Origin of the sequence: Pseudoalteromonas apostichopi (assembly GCF_030297135.1) — a bacterium.
GTDB lineage: Bacteria > Pseudomonadota > Gammaproteobacteria > Enterobacterales > Alteromonadaceae > Pseudoalteromonas > Pseudoalteromonas apostichopi.
The window spans coordinates 2,437,834-2,455,451 of sequence record NZ_AP028065.1 but is presented as its reverse complement, the minus strand read 5'-3'; the positions used below and the strand labels follow the sequence as shown (position 1 = coordinate 2,455,451).

Below are 17,618 nucleotides of genomic sequence, written 5' to 3'. Positions count from 1 at the left end.
GTCAAAATCCCTGCTTTGATCTGTGTATCTGTGGGGACGAAAGTCACTATGAATATGAACGCACAATTTTACGTTCTGAAACAAGATGATAGTGTCCACCAAACGGCAGACGCTGTTTTCGATCTTGCAGCCAAAATTGCTGCTGATCAGTATCGTCTAGGTCATCGCGTATTTATTTACGCCGATAACACCGACACGGCCCACACAATCGACGACATTATTTGGTCATTTGAACCAGATAGTTTCGTACCTCACAACTTACAAGGTGAAGGCCCTAAAGGTGGCGCTCCGGTTGAGATTGGTATGACTCCACCTGTCGGCAACAGAAAAATATTAATCAACTTAGCTGAACACCTACCGGATTTTATCCGTCGTTTTCAGCAGGTTTATGATTTCGTACCCGTTGAGCCAAATGCTAAACAAGCCGCCCGTGAGCGGTTTAAAAAGCTTCGCCAACTGGGCGCCCATATTGCAACGCAAGAAATTGACATTTAAGCATTTATTTAAGGTTCTGTGTAATGGATAAAACCTATAATCCGCAAGATATTGAACAGTCTTTATACCAAGGCTGGGAAGAAAATGGCTACTTTAAACCGTCTGGCCAAGGTGACGCATACTCAATTATGATCCCGCCACCAAACGTCACGGGTAGCTTACACATGGGCCACGCGTTCCAAGATACCATCATGGATACGCTAACGCGCTTAAAGCGTATGCAAGGCAACAACACATTATGGCAAGTAGGTACTGACCACGCGGGTATCGCAACACAAATGCTTGTTGAGCGTAAGCTTGCTGCTGAAGAAGGTAAAACACGTCACGACTTAGGCCGTGATGCATTTATCGATAAAATCTGGGAATGGAAAAACCACTCAGGCGGCACGATCACTAAACAATTACGTCGTTTAGGCGCTTCTGTAGATTGGGACCGTGAGCGTTTCACTATGGACGAAGGCCTTTCTGAAGCAGTTAAAGAAGTATTTGTACGTCTTCACAAAGAAGATTTAATTTACCGTGGTAAGCGCCTAGTTAACTGGGATCCTAAACTACACACAGCGATTTCTGATCTTGAAGTTGAAAACAAAGACAAACAAGGTCACATGTGGAACCTACGTTACCCACTTGCTGATGGCGTAAAAACCAAAGATGGTAAAGACTACATCATTGTTGCGACAACACGTCCTGAAACAATGTTAGGTGATTCAGGTGTTGCTGTTAACCCTGATGATGAGCGTTACCAAGACCTAATCGGAAAAGAAATTTTACTGCCTATCGTAAACCGTCGTATTCCAATTGTTGCCGATGAGCATGCAGACATGGAAAAAGGCACAGGTTGTGTGAAAATCACGCCTGCCCACGACTTTAACGATAACGAAGTGGGTAAACGTCACCAACTACCAATGATCAACATCTTCAATAAAGATGCTGCTGTATTAAGCGAAGGCGAAAGCTACACATTCGACGGTAAAGAGCTTGAGTTAGATGCGCCAATTCCAGAGCGTTTACACGGCCTTGACCGCTTTGATGCTCGCAAAGCAATCGTTGCTGAATTTGAAGAACTTGGCCTACTAGAAAAAATCGAAGATCACAGCCTAACGGTACCTTACGGTGACCGTTCTGGCGTAGTAATTGAGCCACTTCTTACAGACCAATGGTATGTTCGCGTAGCACCTCTAGCAGAGCCTGCGAAAGAAGCAGTTAAAAATGGCGATATTAAATTTGTACCTCAACAATACGAGAACATGTACTTTTCGTGGATGAACGACGTACAAGATTGGTGTATTTCACGTCAGCTTTGGTGGGGTCACCGCATTCCTGCTTGGTACGACAACGAAGGTAACGTATACGTTGGTCGTGACGAAGCTGAAGTACGCCGCGATAACAACCTTGCTGATGATGTTGCACTTAAACAAGACGAAGACGTTTTAGATACTTGGTTCTCATCTGCGCTTTGGACTTTCTCAACGCAAGGCTGGCCGGCAAACACTGATGATTTAAAAACTTTCCACCCGTCTGACGTATTGGTAACAGGTTTCGACATCATCTTCTTCTGGGTTGCTCGTATGATCATGATGACCATGCACTTCATCAAAGATGAAGACGGCAAGCCACAAGTACCATTTAAAACCGTTTACGTAACTGGCCTTATCCGTGATGAAAACGGCGATAAGATGTCTAAGTCGAAAGGTAACGTACTTGATCCTATCGATATGATTGACGGTATCGACCTTGAAAGCCTGGTTGAAAAGCGCACTGGTAACATGATGCAGCCACAACTAGCGAAGAAGATTGAGAAAAATACCCGTAAAACATTCGAAAATGGTATTGAAGCACACGGTACAGACGCACTGCGTTTCACCCTTGCGGCAATGGCTTCAACGGGTCGTGATATCAACTGGGATATGAATCGTCTTGAAGGTTACCGTAACTTCTGTAACAAACTATGGAACGCGAGCCGTTACGTATTAATGAATACAGAAGAGCAAGACTGTGGCTTCGCTACAGATGCTGAAAAACAGTACTCACTAGCTGATCGTTGGATTTTAGGCCAATTTGAAGCAACTGTTAAAACCTATACTGAGCATCTAGAAAACTACCGTTTTGATCTAGCAGCAAACACCATTTATGAGTTCACGTGGAACCAATTCTGTGACTGGTACCTAGAGCTTACTAAACCAGTATTGTTTAAAGGTAACGAAGCACAACAACGTGGTACTCGTCATACCTTAATCATAGTATTAGAAAGCCTACTACGCTTGATGCACCCGTTAATGCCTTACATCACTGAAACGATTTGGCAACGTGTTGCGCCACTTGCAGGTATCGAAACTGCCAACACTAGCATCATGGTTCAAGGTTTCCCTCTTTACAATGAAGCAAATGTTGATAGCCAAGCGATGGCTGACCTAGAGTGGGTTAAGCAATTCATTCTTGCTATTCGTAACATCCGTGGTGAAATGGATATCAGCCCAAGTAAGCCTCTATCTGTATTGCTTGCTAACGCGTCTGATGAAGACAAGCGCCGCTTAACGGAAAACGAAGCATTCTTAGCTTCTCTTGCTAAGCTTGAGGAGTTCACGCTACTTGATAACAAAGACGATGCACCAGCGTGTGCAACTTCGTATGTTGGCAACCTTGAGATCATGATCCCAATGGCTGGCTTAATCGATGTTGAAGCTGAACTTGCTCGTATCGCGAAGCAGCTTGAAAAAGCAGAAAAAGGCTTAGCACAAGTTCAAAACAAGTTAGCTAACGAGAAGTTCGTAAATAACGCACCAGAAGCAGTGCTTGCTAAAGAGCATGCTAAACTGGCTGAATTTACAGATGCGAAAGACAAACTATTAGCGCAAAAAGCGAAAATCGAAAGTCTATAACTTACAAGTAATTAAGCGTGATATAAAATCACGCTTACAAAAAAGCCGCGCTATGACATTGTTATAGCGCGGCTTTTTAATGCTCTGTAGCAGCGACTTTACGTCGCGTCACAATTAAAATTTGTAGTTGTACTGAGCACCAACTAGTACTGCGTGACCTTTTGATTCATATTCCCATGAAACATCTTGGCCTAAAGAGGCCGCTAAGCTGTCTTTTTCTGAGAAGTTCTGTGTTTTACCACGAAGGATACTTACACCTAAATCAACATTTGAGTTTTCACTAAATGCGTAGTTACCACCAAATGAGAACCAAAAACGATCTGTATCAGGGATAGAGATTGAAAGGTGTGATTGGTCTGCTGGCGACTCATCGTAGGCAATACCTGCACGAAGTAAAAGTGCATCGCTGTATTGGTAGTCAGTACCAATAGAGTAACGCATTGAATCAGAGAAGTTCTCTGCTTTAGAGAATACTGGCGTTTCTTGGCTTGGTGTATAAGCTTCTAACTTTTGGAAGCTGTCCCAACCAGTCCATAAGATGCTGTAATGTACACCAAGCTTCTTATCAATTTGGTGTGAACCTGAGAACTCAGCAATTGCTGGTAAAGTTAATTTTAACTCACCAGGTACTACAGTACCCGCTAAGCCGCCAACAGCTGCTGGAAGTTGGTTTGAGTACTCACCTTCAAAGTCGATATCAGTTTCGCTACGGTAGTTAAAACCAAAACGACTGTTTTCGTCTAACTGATACATTGCACCAATATTCCAACCAAAGCCGTAGTCGTCACCTTCAAGGTGAGCGATTTGCGTACTAGCTGGTAAACCAAACGGGTTAGTACCTGCATTACGAACAACTTTAGCATCTGCATAAACATAGTTTAAGCCAAGGCCTAGACTGAACTGTTCATTAATTTTGTATGAAGCGCTTGCATTCATGTTAATTGTAACGATTTCAGTTTCACCTGCGATAGAACCCGCTGCGTAATCGTCTTTAAATTCAGTTGAAAGACCGAAGTTTGAAAAAGCACCAAAGCCTAAAGACACTTTGTCATTTAAAGGCATAGTGAAGTATCCTGCAGGTATAAATGCAGATGGAGCGATACTATCATCATCGATAGAGCTTTTATCTAAGCCGTACGCAGCACTTTCACCTTTTAAGCTTACATCTGGAATTACCGCAATACCTGCAACTGAAATTTGCTTGTCTTTGAATAAAGACATAAGTGCAGGGTTACGAGCAACAACAGACGCGTCATCAGCAACAGCTGCTTCACCAGCGTATGCACGACCTAAACCTGATACGTTTTGCTCAGCTAATTGGAAAGCTGCAGCAAAGCTGTCAGCAGAAACAACAGCAAGTGATGCTGCAATAAGTGTTTTAGTGAACTTCATAAATCTGTGTCCTCTTGCAAACTTGTGCGAAAGCTAATCCAACAACGAGGGCAACCTATTAGTTAAGCATAAAAGATTAGCGCTGTATGTTGGTATTAGATGTTTTATTCTAATAATTACAAACTTTCGAACATTACCTTAATTAAGATCAAAAAACTGTAACTTTTCGTTAGAATTAGGTAAAAAACCGACATTTTAACAACAAGATAACAACTTATTAAAACCCATCAGAGGTCTGATTACAAAAACACCAAGTGATAGTGGTTATCATTTGCATTGACTTCTATTTCACGTCCTATTAGACTAAAAATAAAGGTTTTTCTGTAGAGCTTGAGTATGGAAATCGCATTGATTATTGCAGCACTGATGTTATGCGGTGTCAGCGTTCATTATTTTTGTAAAGCAAACTATTGCGCTTGTACTAAAGCAGGTGATTGCGATAACCCAGTTAATCACTATTGGCTAGGTGCTATGCTGAGTGCTGTTTTATCGCTTCTATTCTGTTGCGTGGCCTTACATGTGGAAAAAGGCTCTTTGCTTTGGTTGGTATTAATGACAAGTTGTTTTAGTGGTGCATTTATATCAGCAAAACGCAGCGCCAAAAAACGCTGTATTAAGTCTAAACAAGCAGATGCTCTTTTAACAAACGAGCCAAATTAAGCTGATAATCTAATGGTTTGATGCTAGCCATGATTTTTAGTTCTTTTTCTACGCTTAGATCGACATCTTTAGCTGTAATATGGTGCTTGTGCTTAGCATTATAGAAAACCTTTATCTTTGGCTTAATAGGATTTTCGTGGTTACCTTCCATAACTAGCGCTAAGCGCTCATTGTTTAACTTAACGATTGTGCCAACTGGATGCACACCCAAGCATTTAATAAAACGTTGTACTAATTCAGAATCAAACAATTGTTTATTAGCAAGTAAATAACGCAGAGCTGAGATTGGCTCTTCACCCATTTGATGAGGTCTATCTGCCGTCATCGCATCATAAACATCAACAATGGCCATCATTCGTGCTGCGCGACTAAGCTTTTCAGCAGCAATACCACGTGGGTAACCTGTACCATCTAAACGCTCATGGTGATTTACTATCATATCGAGCATTAATGGTGTAATGCCCTTTTCACCTTTTACTAAGCCAAGGCTCTGTGCCACATGCTTTTTAACAACTTGCATTTCATTGTCATTCAAAGCGCTTGGTTTAGATAGTACACCTTGTGGCATTTTCGCTTGACCGATATCGTGCATCAATGCACCCATTGCCAGCTCTTTAATTGTCTTTTCTTTGTAGCCTAAATACTTGGCAAACACACTCACCAAAATCGCGGTGTTGATCATGTGCCGCCAGTTATAAATATGCTTATCTTTGAGGCGAGTTAAAATAGTTAATGCATTGTGATTACGAAATACCGAGCTGACTATATCAACGGCGATATCATCAAGCACCGATACATTCATTTTCAAACCCGATGTAATATCAGAGTAGAAACTTTGCAGTTTTCGGCTATGTTGTTCGTAATGCACGCTGGCTTTTAGAAACTCTTGTTGAACCGTGATCCCTTGCGGTGAGCCATTAGCTGCAGGCTTTTGTTCAACTTTCGGTTTAGCCGGTTCAGGTTTTGGTTGGTATTTTTTAGGCAGTGCAACATCGCTTTGTGTAAAGTCGATGAGTAGCTCTTCAACCCCTTCAGAGATCAGGCGTTGAATAATTGTTTTATCACGCACTAAACCACGTGTTTTGATCTTAATACTATTTACATGCTCTTGTTGCTTACTGACACTGTCAACAAACATCCCTGGTACAAGTTCGGCAATGGGTAAGGTAATAAGCATATGTGAGCTTAGCGCATAAAAATATCAAGTTTTTTATTATCGCTAATTGATTACAAATGTCTATAGATTGGCTAGCGAATACGAAATAGGTATGAGTTAGAAAGGAGGAAGTTAGAAAGTAGCAACTCGCTAACTTTATCCCTGAAAGCTGACGGCTGATAGCTGACAGCTCTCTAGCTGTTTATTCCTGAAAGTAAGTGCCCCAGCCGTCGTATTCAACACCTGTTTGCTGAGCAAGTGCTTCTAGCTTATCGACATCTTCCATAATAGCTTCTACGTCAAGCTCACACTCAACAACCACGTCAAAGCTCCATACTTTCTCGCCGTCTTCTAGCTCAAGTTCAGCTGGCTCTTCAACATCGTATCCTAGTTTAAAAGCGGCTAAAGCTGCTTGCTCTAACTTTTCAAAATTTTCGCTAACAAAGTGGTGTTCCACTTCATAAAGTACTTCAGGATCTGAGCCATCTTCAAGTAATGAAGTAACGATGTCTTCAGTAATTTCGCGCCAATTTTCCATTATTTGTTTCTCACTTGAGCATCTAATTCAGTTATTTTAGCAGCCATAATCTGATGAACATGTGAAGCATGGTCACGAGCAGATACGTCTTTATCAAGATAAATCGGCGCTAACATTTCGAGGTAAATTGTACCATTATCCCAGCGATTTAGCTTAATAGTTTTGTGCGTTGTACTCATACAAACTGGCACAACGGGCACATCAGCACTCATTGCTGTGTGAAATGCCCCTGTTTTAAAAGGTAATAAACCACGACCATAGCTTCGTGTGCCCTCAGGAAACATCCAAACAGATAGACCTTTTTGTTTTATTTTCTCAGCTGATTTAGAAATTGTGCCTGCGGCTTTTGAACGATTTGCACGGTCAATCAATATGTTACCCGATAACCAATACAGCTGACCAAAAAACGGGATCCATTTAAGGCTTTTTTTACCTAGGCTTACGCAGTTCTCTGGCACCATGGCAGGTAAAGTGAATAGGTCATAGTTATTTTGATGATTTGCCACATACACAGCAGGGCCTATATTTTTTGGATCATCGTGGTATTTAAGCTCAAGTTTTACACCTAAAATTTTAGTTACCTTGCAAAACCAACCTGAAATAATATGTACATTATTGGTATGAAATGGCTTAACAATACATAAGAGCAAACCAAACACACAGCTTAAAATTATAAATAAAGCCATGAAAATGATGCGAAAAAAAGCTAACAAACGAATTCTCCTCGTACTAAACAGCGCGCATTATAACGTGAAAAGTGCCATAGCCATAGCTTTAAGCGCACATGTGTAAGCCTAAGCAATATATCATCATTTCACTACAAATAATGAGCATAAAAACGACAAACAAACGTGAGAGGCCTCTTTGTATTTACAGATTTTTCTCAAAAAAAATTATGAAGCCTCTTAAAGAGTAATGGCTTTTAAAATGCTAACTTTTTCATACCCCTACCCTATTTATAAACTACAAAAAACGGTAAGTGCTAATGAAAAAAACTCCTATAGTCATAGCGTTACTTGGCTCATTTGCATTGTGTCACTCCTTTAATGCATCAGCCTTACAGACCAATACATTTAATCAAAACGAGTTTCATAGTGACACAACAGGAAACTTCCCAGCCACGGTCCTTTTTGCACAAAACTCAATTACGCCATCACAAAATGGGGTTGAAGACGACATTCAACCTCACTTGGTAGCCGAACGAAGAACGATGATCATGTTTAAGCCACATGATAAATTGAATAATGATGCAAAAATTATATTAAGCGTACTTGATCACAATAATAGCCTGCTTTACCAAACATATATGCGCTCGCCAGAAAACTTCACTAAACCTTTTGGGTTTGAAGATAGTGACAACCCAATTAGTTATAGTGAAGACACATTTTCAACTATAGTCCCCGCATCTGTTGTTAAACCAAATATGCGCCTCTCTTTCCAGTTTGAAGAGAAACAAGGAGAGCTAAAGAACGTTACTGTAGGTGGAAGCTCAAACTTAATCATTAACACAATAGATATTGGTTTACTTACGCCTTATCGTGACAAATTCACATTTCAAAATGATCCAGACTTACATCGACAGTATTTCCAACAAGTCCCGCTCAGTAAATTAACAGTTAATAAGTTCGAGCCGATTCACCTTACTGAAGTAATGTTGCCAAATGGTAACTTACTTACCGACTCAGATCCGAGTAAAGGGGGGGTTTATAGCGGTGATATGCGTCATCAAATCGCAAAGAACTTATTTTCCCACGGTATTAATAACGCTAACTATGGAATTAACGCTTCAGGAATGTCTGGTCCCACTTCACATCCATTCAGTAGTGCACAATTAACCGCTCATAATGCTATCGGTAAATATAGTAATGGTATTTTTGTTCATGGTTTATCCGGAGGGGCTGGAATGGTCACCTTGCGCCGCTCTGAAGGAAATGAGTTTAGCCATGAACTTGGCCATAATTATGGTATGGGACACTACCCTGGTGGTGTAGATGGTGTGTTGCATCGTCCTGCGGATGAACGTAACTCAACCTGGGGTTGGGATGCGGATTTAGATAAATTTATACCTAACTTTTCATCTATAGTAACTTACAAAGACCGTTGCTATAAGGAAACGTGTATTGCGTCTTTTAATGGCCACCAATATGGTAAAGGATCAATGTCTGGTGGTGGGCCAATGTATTACGAATTCAATAAATATACGTTACACACTCCATATGAGCTAAATCGTATTCAGCGTTTTTTTGAAAGCAAAGCTAATTTTTCTCCAAGTTCAATGACAGGTTTCACAAAATGGAATCCTGTTAGTAAAAAAATGGAACCGTGGAGTAATATTGTAGTAGATACAAATACGAAGAGTAATTTGCAAAGAACACCTTACAAGCAAGATGTTGCCATTACGACTCTGATTGGCTTTTATGATCCCAACAAGCAACTTTCAAGCTTTATCTATCCTGCGCTTCATGGCTCATCTGGTGCGGTGTATAAAGATAACTTTGCAAAGTCTAGCTGCCAATTAATTGTGGTCACTGAAAAAGCAGGTACAAAAACTTTTAATTTGCCTGAGAATCGATTAAATACAGATAAAATGAATAAGTTTCATATCAATATCGAACAGTCTGCCAATCCTGTTTTTGCTTCGATTCACTGTGGTTCAAATATCTTAGCAGCTAAAAATTTAAAACCCGCAAAACAAAATTTAGCAACCTCGATAGTCAGTACACTCGACAAGCCAAAAGCCTGTATTGTTAATATCGAAACAAATGAGGAGTTTTGTCTTGAGGATGGGCAAAAAGTAAGTTCTTTACCTGCATTTGTGCACAAGAAGCCAATTTATGTGAGAGCACCACAAGGTTTGCAAGTCATGTTATCTGATTACACTAATTTGTCTTATAACCGTATAGCTACGTTCAATGGAACTGTTGAACATGAAAAACTTAAAAAAGTACTTGCTAAAAATGGCCATTACCTTGACTTTTCTAAGCCAAGATCAATGCGCGTTTTTAGTTCAAAAGAAGCCTTAGGTTGTATTGTGAGCTTAATAGATCAAAGTGAGTACTGCCTCAGTGCAAATGAACGCTCTGGTTACAAACTACCTTCTTTTATTTATAAACACCCAGTTTATATAAAAGCAGCCCCCAGTGTAGCCGTTGTATTATCAGATTGGCCGAACCTCTCTTATCGACGAACAGCTCAATTTACAGGGCATACAAGTCATCAGGAATTAATGGAAGTAAAAGCTGATAATGGTCATTATCTTAACTTTTCTAAACCGGCATCAATGAAAGTTATAGCGAATTGATGAAAAAATAAGGCCCTTTCGGGCCTTATTTTTATTCTGTTACTTCTGAAGTTGGCTCTTCATTATCATCAACTTGTGTAAATTCAATAACAGCTTCATCTACCCGTTGTAGACCACGCGGTAACTTGTTACCTCGCCTACCCCGTTCGCCATGGTAATGCTCAAGATCACTTGGTTTAAGTGTCAGTTTTCGCTTTCCTGCATGTAAGGTTACACTACTGCCTTCTGGTACAACCGCGAGCACTTTTACGAACTCTTCACGAGCTTGTACTTTCGCACTAGGAATAGAAATAATCTTATTTCCTTTACCCTTACTAAGCTTAGGTAGATCGCGCAGTGGGAATAACAACATTCGGCCTTCGTTAGAAATAGCCATACAGTAATCTGTCGCTACATCAGTAACTCTAATTGGCGCGAGTAATTCACCGCCTTTAGGTACGCTAACCAGCGCTTTACCGTTTTTGTTCTTACTCACAAGATCTTTAAAGTCGCTAATAAAGCCGTAACCCGCATCTGAAGCCATTAACAACACTTGGTTATCTTCTGCCATCACCACATGCTCAAAGTTAGCGCCAGAGCTTAAATTAAAACGCCCAGTCATTGGCTCACCTTGGCTTCGTGCTGAAGGTAAGCTATGCGCATCAGTCGCAAAAGCACGACCACTTGAGTCAAGGAACACTGCTGGCTGATTACTCTTACCTCGCGCAGAGGCTTTATAGCTGTCGCCTGACTTATAACTTAGTCCTTCAACATCTAAATCATGACCTTTACCGACACGAGCCCAGCCTTTTTCAGATAATACAACGGTGACTGACTCTGAAGGGATAAGATCTTTTTCACTAAGAGCTTTAGCTTCGACACGCTCAACGACAGGCGAGCGACGCTCATCACCGTACATTTCAGCCGCTTCTTGGATTTCTTTTTTCATCAAGGTCGACATACGACGCTCTGAACCAAGAGTTTGCTCTAACTTGTCACGCTCAAGCGCAAGCTCATCTTGCTCACCTTTTATCTTGAACTCTTCAAGTTTTGCTAAATGACGTAGTTTTAACTCTAAAATCGCTTCCGCTTGAATATCAGTTAAACCAAAACGCTCCATTAAAACAGGCTTTGGTTTATCTTCAGTACGGATAATTTCGATGACTTCATCAATGTTTAAAAAGGCCGTTAATAAACCTTCTAAAATATGTAAGCGTGCGAGTACTTTATCTAAACGGTGTTGTAAGCGACGGCGAACTGTTTCGCGGCGGAACGTTAACCACTCTGTTAAGATACTACGTAAATCTTTAACTTGCGGACGACCATCAAGGCCAAGCATGTTTAGGTTTACACGGTAGTTTTTTTCTAAATCTGTGGTTGCAAATAAGTGAGCCATTAATGGCTCAGCTTTAATGCGGTTTGAGCGTGGAACAATTACAATACGGGTTGGATTTTCATGATCAGATTCGTCACGTAAATCCGCAACCATAGGCAGCTTTTTAGCATTCATTTGAGCTGCTATTTGCTCGAGCACTTTTGCACCTGAACACTGGTGAGGCAGCGCAGTGATCACAATGTCGCCTTGCTCTTCAGTGTAAATTGCACGCATCTTGATAGAGCCACGTCCAGTTTGATAAATCTTACGAATATCGTCTTTCGGTGTGATGATCTCAGCTTCTGTTGGGTAGTCAGGCGCATGCACTAACTCAAGCAACTCTTCGATTTCAGTCTTTGGCTTATCAAGTAATAAACAACAAGCACTGGCAACTTCACGAACATTATGTGGGGGTATATCAGTTGCCATACCCACCGCAATACCGGTTACACCATTAAGTAAGATATGCGGTAAACGCGCAGGCAATACCATTGGCTCATCGAGTGTGCCGTCAAAGTTTGCGGTCCAATCTACGGTGCCTTGACCAAGCTCTTTTAGTAGAACTTCTGAGAACTTAGATAAACGCGCTTCGGTGTAACGCATTGCAGCAAATGACTTAGGATCATCCGCAGCCCCCCAGTTACCTTGACCATCCACCAGCGGGTAGCGATAAGAAAACGGCTGTGCCATTAACACCATCGCTTCGTAACAAGCACTATCACCATGCGGGTGGTATTTACCTAGTACATCACCCACGGTACGCGCTGATTTTTTATATTTTGCTTGCGCCGATAACCCCAGTTCGCTCATTGCATAAATGATACGACGCTGTACAGGTTTTAGACCGTCACCTACGTGAGGTAAAGCACGGTCCATAATGACGTACATTGAGTAGTTTAAGTAGGCGTCTTCAGTAAAGCGCCCCATTGTTTGTTGTTCTACGCCTTGCATCAGCAAGGTATCTGTATCACTCATTAACGCTTACCTATTTTTTCTTAGCACTAACACGATAAATCGCGTTAGCAAAGTCGTCTGAGATCAATAAGCTGCCATCTGCAAGCTCTGCAAATGCAACTGGGCGACCAAATGTTTCTTCGTTTTGCATAAAGCCTGTGATGAACGGGGTGTACTTAGTAATACGACCTTGCTCAACATTCGCTAGCATCACTCTATAGCCTGATTTTTTACTGCGGTTCCAAGAGCCATGCTCAGCAACAAACAGCTGTTCTTTGTATTTCGCAGGGAACTGCTTGCCGTTATAAAAATGAATACCCAGTGGTGCAACATGAGCACCTAATGCAAGCGCTGGTGATTTGTAGTCGGCAATACTTTTACCTTTACCAAACTCAGGATCTAAAATTGCACCTGCGTGAACATAAGGGAAACCATAATGGGCGCCCTCTTCACCTTCACCAACACGGTTAATTTCACAAGGTGGCATATCATCACCCATCATGTCACGGCCATTGTCACTGAACCAAAATGCATTAGTTGTAGGGTGATAATCAAAACCAACTGAGTTACGAACTCCTTTGGCGATTGTTTTAATTTCTTTTGTATCCACATCTAACGAAAAGATACGACCGTACTTGTCGTCTTCAGCACAAATGTTACATGGCACACCCACAGGCACAATTAGCTCACCCGTTGGCGCAAAACTAATGAACTTCCAACCATGGTGACGATCAGTCGGAAACTTGTCGTAAACCACATCGAATTTTGGATCTTTTAGGTTTTTATCGATGTCTTTAAAGCGAATGATGCGTGACACTTCAGCCACATATAAGTCACCGTCTTTGATTGCTAAACCTGATGGCATTTCAAGACCTGTGGCAATAACCATTTTTCTATCAGCCACACCATCACTGTTGTGATCAATCAGAGCATAAACATTTCCTGCTTTACGGGAACCTGCGTAAACAATGCCTCTTTTTGAAACCGCTATTTGACGCGCATTTTCAACATCATCAGCAAACAGACTAATAGAAAAACCATCAGTAACTGTTAACTTATCAAGAATATCTTTTGCCATTACAGGCGCTGATAACAAGCTCAGCGATAATATTGAGGTCAGTATTTTTTTCATTTTTGTCTTGCCCTTTAATTCTTTGCTAGAAACTAGATTGCCACACACTTTATTAAACTTCAGCGCGGTTACCGTGATCTTCTAACCACTGACGACGGTCTGACGAACGTTTCTTCGCAAGTAACATATCCATCATTTCCATAGTTTGCTCTTCTTCGTCCAAGGTTAATTGCACTAAACGACGTGTATTAGGATCCATGGTCGTTTCGCGTAATTGTAACGGATTCATTTCACCTAACCCTTTGAAGCGTTGAACATTGACTTTACCGCGTTTTTTCTCCGCTTCAATGCGCGCTAAAATACCGTTCTTTTCATCTTCATCAAGGGCGTAATAAACCTCTTTACCAATGTCGATACGAAATAGCGGAGGCATAGCTACGTACACGTGGCCTTGTTTTATTAGCGATGGAAAGTGACGAACAAACAGCGCACAAAGCAAGGTGGCAATGTGTAATCCATCCGAGTCAGCATCGGCCAAAATACAAATTTTGTTATAACGCAGACCAGATAAATCACTTGAGTCAGGGTCGATACCAAGGGCCACAGAAATATCATGCACCTCTTGTGATGCTAAAATTTGCCCTGACTCAACTTCCCACGTATTTAATATTTTACCGCGCAGCGGCATAATTGCTTGGAATTCACGGTCGCGCGCTTGTTTTGCTGAACCACCTGCAGAGTCACCCTCTACTAAAAACAGTTCAGTGCGGTCATTATCTTGAGCGCTACAATCAGTTAATTTACCGGGTAATGCAGGGCCTGAGGTAATGCGCTTACGCACGACTTTTTTAGCAGCACGTAAACGGCGCTGTGCATTTGAGATACATAGCTCAGCTAATAATTCAGCGGTTTCAGTATGTTCGTTTAACCATAAACTGAATGAGTCTTTCACCACACCCGAGACAAACGCAGCACATGAGCGAGATGATAACTTCTCTTTCGTTTGGCCTGCAAACTGCGGGTCTTGCATTTTAACCGACAATACGTAGCTACAACGCTCCCAGATATCATCTGGCGTAAGCTTTACGCCTCGTGGTAATAAGTTTCTGAATTCACAGAATTCACGCATTGCTTCAAGCAAGCCTTGACGCAAGCCATTGACATGCGTACCGCCTTGAGCGGTAGGAATTAAGTTAACATAACTCTCAGCGATCGATTCACCGCCTTCTGGTAACCACACAACAGCCCAGTCAGCGCCTTCTGTTGAGCTTGAAAACTCACCAATAAAAGGTTCTTTTGGTAATACTTCAAAGCCTTTAACTGCTTCAACTAGATAGTCTTTTAAGCCCGTTTCGTAATACCACTCTTGGCTTTCTTTAGTTTGCTTGTTGGTAAACTTAATGCGCAGGCCTGGGCATAATACCGCTTTGGCTTTTAATAAATGATTAAGCTTAGTAAGAGAGAAGTTAGCTGAGTCAAAATAGCTGGCATCAGGCCAAAAACGCACGGTTGTACCTGTGTTACGTTTGCCCACAGTGCCAATCACGTTTAAGTCTTCAACTTTATCGCCGTTTTCAAAGGCCATGCGAAATTGCTGTGCATCACGACGGACGGTAACTTCAACACGAGTCGATAGCGCATTCACAACCGAAATACCTACACCGTGTAAACCACCTGAAAACTGATAGTTTTTATTAGAGAACTTACCACCAGCGTGCAGCTTGGTAAAAATAAGTTCCACACCCGGAATACCCTCTTCTGGGTGTATATCAATCGGCATACCACGGCCATCATCGATAACCTCAAGCGAGTTATCTTCATGAAGGATGACATCTATTTTTGTTGCATGACCAGCCATTGCTTCATCGACACTGTTATCGATAACCTCTTGACCTAAGTGGTTAGGACGAACCGTATCGGTATACATACCTGGGCGGCGTTTTACGGGCTCTAACCCGTTTAAGACTTCAATTGCTTCGGCGTTATAATTTTGCTGACTCATAGTTTTTATATCTTTTATGCGCTTAGCTATGTTTTACGTGATTTTAAGAAAATCTACAATACTTGCAAAGGTTTGTTCGAAGCCGATAAAACTATGATCGCCTCCAAATTCAACGTGTTGCTTACACTGAGAATAATATTTAACCGCCTGCTGAAAAGGCAGTACTTCATCGCCCGTTTGCTGTAACAAATAAATCAATGAAGGGGTGTCTAATTGCGGCAAATATAAACTGCGCAATGCATCCATGTGACGAGTACCAAGTTCATAGTGACTATCTTGATACGGGTTATAATTTTCCCCTAAATAGTTATCGAGTAACTCAAATGGGCGAACCGCAGGATTAATTACCACCGCGGGTATCGAATAACGTTGCGACAAATAGGTCGCATAAAAACCGCCTAATGAACTACCTAGTAATACAGTATCATCATTTAACAGTTGTTCTAATTGTAAAATTGCATGTAACGGCTCATGAGTTAGTCGCGGCACCTGATAATCTACATCGAAGTGCGCCATATGCTTACCAAAACAAACTGCTTTATAAGATTGCTCAGAGCTATTAAAGCCGTGTATATAAATTACTCGTTTAGCCATACTACATCCGTGCTTAACAGTAAATTTTGTTGCCCATCAATGTTTAAGTTGATGAGTCGAAATGCAGGGCCTAAGTCCTCTTGCTGCCATGCCATGGTGTGCTTAGTAAATTGTATCGAACTGGCTGGTGTCGCAAACACGCTGAGATCACGGTAGTTTTGAGTGTACTCATGATGAACATGGCCATGGAACACGCCAATACACTGCTGACTGTTGACACAGGTATTTAAAAACTGCGGACCATTTTCTAACATATGCTTATCTAAGTAAGCCTGAATAGGTAGCGGATTATGATGACAAAACACTACGCTCGGGACTTGTCCTATCGCCTCGCTTAATTCATTTAAATGTGTTTGTGTTACCCAGCCTGCAGGGGTCGAACCTTTTGAGTTTACCAAAAGTAGTTGCCCACCTAAAAAGGTAATACGTTTACTACTTAGAATTTGTGAACTTGTAAGCGCTTCATATTCAAAAAGTTCATCATGATTACCCGGCAGCCAAAATACCGGACAATTGAGCGCTGCGTCTGCTATTAACTTAGCAAAAAGCTGATAAGACTCACTGCTGTGATCTTGTGTTAAATCACCACCAAACACCACACAATCCGCATTTTGCTCAGCAATAGCCTGTAAACAACGCGCAAAATATGCTGCCGTATTCACGCTAAAGTATTCACCACTAGTATCTTTTGATAGATGGCAGTCAGTGATATGAGCGACTTTTAGCGCTGTTTTATCAAAATGGTAGGCATTACTAAACCAAGCCATTGTTTACATCCCAATTTAAAACTGCTCGGCCATTTTCAACACAAGCAATCAGCCAGTCATACAAAAAGGCATTAAGCTGATATTTTTCATCTTTTTGATGCATGTTCGGGTTTGGATAAGCGTAAGAAGGCTTAATACGCTGATGAAAATCATGATGCACAATTTCGGCTACTTTCGCATCATGGTACATACGCACAGTTAAATACAAAGGCTTAACTGAGGCTAAATTACCCGCCTCTTGGCTAATAGAAATATCTGTGGTGTATTTTGCTGTATCGTCAACTTTAACAGCAAAGGTACTATGGCCTAATTGCACCTTTCGCTCCTGACCTACACGACGCTCATGTGGTAATAGTTTAAGCGCACGCACATAGTTATGCTCACACAAAGTTAAATACTTAGGTAAGCTTTGAATATAACGCTGCTGGGCACTGACATACGACAAAATAATCCC

At 41.4% G+C, this 17,618-nt stretch carries 14 protein-coding genes; 4 read left to right on the top strand and 10 right to left on the bottom strand.

What is annotated here, in order from left to right; translation table 11 throughout:
* Positions 1-48: 48 nt before the first annotated feature.
* Entirely contained in the window at positions 49-495 is a 447-nt protein-coding gene (locus QUE86_RS11070) for a DNA polymerase III subunit chi (protein ID WP_130049616.1), read from the top strand.
* A 23-nt stretch (positions 496-518) separates the two neighbouring features.
* Positions 519-3,374 (top strand): valine--tRNA ligase, encoded by a 2,856-nt coding sequence (locus QUE86_RS11065; RefSeq protein WP_286257198.1) that lies wholly within the window; start codon positions 519-521, stop codon positions 3,372-3,374.
* A gap of 114 nt (positions 3,375-3,488) precedes the next feature.
* On the opposite strand, the gene QUE86_RS11060 is transcribed toward QUE86_RS11065, so the two are convergent.
* The gene (locus tag QUE86_RS11060; protein WP_130049618.1) at positions 3,489-4,766 is read right to left on the bottom strand and encodes an outer membrane protein transport protein; all 1,278 of its coding nucleotides are present in this window, start codon (positions 4,764-4,766) and stop codon (positions 3,489-3,491) included.
* Positions 4,767-5,102: 336 nt separating this feature from the next.
* Between QUE86_RS11060 and QUE86_RS11055 the strand changes: the two genes are divergently transcribed.
* Positions 5,103-5,426, top strand: coding sequence for a hypothetical protein (locus QUE86_RS11055; protein WP_130049619.1), 324 nt, complete (start codon positions 5,103-5,105; stop codon positions 5,424-5,426).
* On the opposite strand, the gene QUE86_RS11050 is transcribed toward QUE86_RS11055, so the two are convergent.
* The 3 genes from QUE86_RS11050 to QUE86_RS11040 form a co-directional block, all read right to left on the bottom strand.
* Entirely contained in the window at positions 5,386-6,603 is a 1,218-nt protein-coding gene (locus tag QUE86_RS11050) for a cyclic di-GMP phosphodiesterase (RefSeq protein ID WP_167658181.1), read from the bottom strand. The genes QUE86_RS11055 and QUE86_RS11050 overlap by 41 nt on opposite strands.
* A gap of 181 nt (positions 6,604-6,784) precedes the next feature.
* The gene (gene rraB, locus QUE86_RS11045; RefSeq protein ID WP_167658182.1) at positions 6,785-7,120 is read right to left on the bottom strand and encodes a ribonuclease E inhibitor RraB; all 336 of its coding nucleotides are present in this window, start codon (positions 7,118-7,120) and stop codon (positions 6,785-6,787) included.
* The gene (locus tag QUE86_RS11040; protein WP_434784463.1) at positions 7,120-7,806 is read right to left on the bottom strand and encodes a 1-acylglycerol-3-phosphate O-acyltransferase; all 687 of its coding nucleotides are present in this window, start codon (positions 7,804-7,806) and stop codon (positions 7,120-7,122) included. The genes rraB and QUE86_RS11040 overlap by 1 nt, the downstream gene beginning before the upstream one ends.
* A gap of 299 nt (positions 7,807-8,105) precedes the next feature.
* Between QUE86_RS11040 and QUE86_RS11035 the strand changes: the two genes are divergently transcribed.
* Positions 8,106-10,421, top strand: a complete 2,316-nt coding sequence (locus tag QUE86_RS11035; RefSeq protein WP_286257195.1) for a M66 family metalloprotease — start codon at positions 8,106-8,108, stop codon at positions 10,419-10,421.
* A 31-nt stretch (positions 10,422-10,452) separates the two neighbouring features.
* Here QUE86_RS11035 and parC read toward each other — a convergent pair whose 3' ends face one another.
* The 6 genes from parC to QUE86_RS11005 are packed head-to-tail and all read right to left on the bottom strand — an operon-like array spanning position 10,453 to position 17,609.
* Positions 10,453-12,750, bottom strand: coding sequence for a DNA topoisomerase IV subunit A (gene parC, locus QUE86_RS11030; protein WP_130049623.1), 2,298 nt, complete (start codon positions 12,748-12,750; stop codon positions 10,453-10,455).
* A 10-nt stretch (positions 12,751-12,760) separates the two neighbouring features.
* Positions 12,761-13,861, bottom strand: a complete 1,101-nt coding sequence (locus tag QUE86_RS11025; RefSeq protein ID WP_130049624.1) for a PQQ-dependent sugar dehydrogenase — start codon at positions 13,859-13,861, stop codon at positions 12,761-12,763.
* Between the two features lie 52 nt (positions 13,862-13,913).
* Positions 13,914-15,803, bottom strand: a complete 1,890-nt coding sequence (parE, locus tag QUE86_RS11020) for a DNA topoisomerase IV subunit B (RefSeq protein WP_130049625.1) — start codon at positions 15,801-15,803, stop codon at positions 13,914-13,916.
* Positions 15,804-15,836: 33 nt separating this feature from the next.
* Entirely contained in the window at positions 15,837-16,397 is a 561-nt protein-coding gene (locus tag QUE86_RS11015) for a YqiA/YcfP family alpha/beta fold hydrolase (protein ID WP_286257192.1), read from the bottom strand.
* Positions 16,382-17,164, bottom strand: coding sequence for a metallophosphoesterase (locus QUE86_RS11010; RefSeq protein ID WP_239976850.1), 783 nt, complete (start codon positions 17,162-17,164; stop codon positions 16,382-16,384). The genes QUE86_RS11015 and QUE86_RS11010 overlap by 16 nt, the downstream gene beginning before the upstream one ends.
* Positions 17,151-17,609, bottom strand: coding sequence for a DUF1249 domain-containing protein (locus QUE86_RS11005; protein ID WP_130049628.1), 459 nt, complete (start codon positions 17,607-17,609; stop codon positions 17,151-17,153). The genes QUE86_RS11010 and QUE86_RS11005 overlap by 14 nt, the downstream gene beginning before the upstream one ends.
* Positions 17,610-17,618 lie beyond the last annotated feature (9 nt).

What these genes read in the sequence shown, in the direction of transcription:
- QUE86_RS11040 (WP_434784463.1), bottom strand. Translation starts at nt 7,806, where the DNA reads ATGGCTTTATTTATAATTTTAAGCTGTGTGTTTGGTTTGCTCTTATGT.
- QUE86_RS11025 (WP_130049624.1), bottom strand. Translation starts at nt 13,861, where the DNA reads ATGAAAAAAATACTGACCTCAATATTATCGCTGAGCTTGTTATCAGCG.
- parC (WP_130049623.1), bottom strand. Translation starts at nt 12,750, where the DNA reads ATGAGTGATACAGATACCTTGCTGATGCAAGGCGTAGAACAACAAACA.
- QUE86_RS11010 (WP_239976850.1), bottom strand. Translation starts at nt 17,164, where the DNA reads ATGGCTTGGTTTAGTAATGCCTACCATTTTGATAAAACAGCGCTAAAA.
- QUE86_RS11065 (WP_286257198.1), top strand. Translation starts at nt 519, where the DNA reads ATGGATAAAACCTATAATCCGCAAGATATTGAACAGTCTTTATACCAA.
- QUE86_RS11070 (WP_130049616.1), top strand. Translation starts at nt 49, where the DNA reads ATGAATATGAACGCACAATTTTACGTTCTGAAACAAGATGATAGTGTC.
- QUE86_RS11035 (WP_286257195.1), top strand. Translation starts at nt 8,106, where the DNA reads ATGAAAAAAACTCCTATAGTCATAGCGTTACTTGGCTCATTTGCATTG.
- rraB (WP_167658182.1), bottom strand. Translation starts at nt 7,120, where the DNA reads ATGGAAAATTGGCGCGAAATTACTGAAGACATCGTTACTTCATTACTT.
- QUE86_RS11015 (WP_286257192.1), bottom strand. Translation starts at nt 16,397, where the DNA reads ATGGCTAAACGAGTAATTTATATACACGGCTTTAATAGCTCTGAGCAA.
- QUE86_RS11055 (WP_130049619.1), top strand. Translation starts at nt 5,103, where the DNA reads ATGGAAATCGCATTGATTATTGCAGCACTGATGTTATGCGGTGTCAGC.
- QUE86_RS11050 (WP_167658181.1), bottom strand. Translation starts at nt 6,603, where the DNA reads ATGCTTATTACCTTACCCATTGCCGAACTTGTACCAGGGATGTTTGTT.
- parE (WP_130049625.1), bottom strand. Translation starts at nt 15,803, where the DNA reads ATGAGTCAGCAAAATTATAACGCCGAAGCAATTGAAGTCTTAAACGGG.
- QUE86_RS11060 (WP_130049618.1), bottom strand. Translation starts at nt 4,766, where the DNA reads ATGAAGTTCACTAAAACACTTATTGCAGCATCACTTGCTGTTGTTTCT.